Annotated in this window: 1 rRNA gene (only partly in view); it reads right to left on the bottom strand. The window is 48.0% G+C overall.

The annotated features are described in order from the left end of the window. Nucleotides 1–171, bottom strand: a 23S ribosomal RNA gene (locus tag DXB39_RS14900) (it extends 2939 nt beyond the left edge of the window). Nucleotides 172–221: the final 50 nt, after the last annotated feature.

Here is a 221-nt window from a genome sequence, read left to right on the forward strand (position 1 = left end):
ACGTTATGGATTGGCGTATGGATACATGAGGTATTCTCATGTGGGTTTCCCCATTCAGATATTCACGGATCAATGGATATTTGCTCCTCCCCGTGACTTTTCGCAGCTTATCACGTCTTTCATCGGCTCTTAGTGCCAAGGCATCCACCCTGCGCTCTTCTTCGCTTGACCTTGCTTCCTGTCATCTATAGCGTTAGTGACAGGCGTCTTTCGCGTTTTCA

The organism is Roseburia sp. OM03-7AC (assembly GCF_003462625.1).
In the GTDB taxonomy this organism is placed as follows: domain Bacteria; phylum Bacillota; class Clostridia; order Lachnospirales; family Lachnospiraceae; genus Roseburia_C; species Roseburia_C amylophila.